Source organism: Vibrio sp. 1641 (assembly GCF_033339995.1).
GTDB lineage: Bacteria > Pseudomonadota > Gammaproteobacteria > Enterobacterales > Vibrionaceae > Vibrio > Vibrio alginolyticus.
On the sequence record NZ_JAWOVP010000093.1, the window covers coordinates 1 to 839 of the forward strand.

General features: G+C 48.6%; 1 protein-coding gene. It reads right to left on the bottom strand.

The genetic code is table 11. The features are described 5' to 3' along the window. On the bottom strand, positions 1 to 839 hold an 839-nt coding region (locus R7Z47_RS24340; protein ID WP_318130703.1), incomplete at both ends, for an ATP-binding cassette domain-containing protein.

Here is an 839-nt window from a genome sequence, read left to right on the forward strand (position 1 = left end):
AAGTTCTGATTTGCTCGAAGCTTGAAGGGCCAGCACTTCATTTAGTTTAGCTTTATTTTCGGCTTCATACAGTGAGTTATCCGCCAATTGTTCTTCAGCCTCTGCCAGTGCTACACCTAACTTATCCATTTTATTTTCTAATTGTGTCAGGGTTTTGCGAATTGGCGCCGTCAGTTTACGAAATTCCGCTTCGCGACGTTTTTGCTCTTTCTTCGCAGCGGCACTGTTTGCGGTATCTTTAACTGGTTGCGACGCTTGTGCTTCTTTTCGCTCGGCTTTTTGTTGTTCGGTCAACCATTTGTAGTAGTCGTTTAGGTCACCATCGAATGGCGCAACTTGGCGATCATGCACTAAGTACAAATCATCGGTGGTTGCGCGCAGTAAGTAGCGGTCGTGTGAAACAATCACCATCGCACCTTCGAACGTTTGCAGAGCCATGGTTAACGCTTGGCGCATGTCTAAGTCTAGGTGGTTGGTTGGTTCGTCGAGTAGCAATAAGTTTGGTTTTTGCCACACGATCAACGCCAGCACCAAGCGTGCCTTTTCACCACCAGAGAACGGTGCGACTTTTTCTAGCGCCTTGTCGCCTTGGAAACCAAAACTACCTAGGTAATCGCGTAGTTGCTGCTCTGTTTGATCCGGTGCAATCTGCATCATGTGCTGCAGTGGTGTTTCTTCTGGGTGCAACGTCTCCAACTGGTGCTGAGCAAAGTAGCCGATCTTTACGCCTTGCGAATAGGTGAGATCGCCGCCTTGCGCTTTAAGTTCACCTGAAAGCAGTTTGATTAAGGTCGATTTACCTGCGCCGTTGCGGCCAAGCAAACCAATACGGCTGCCCG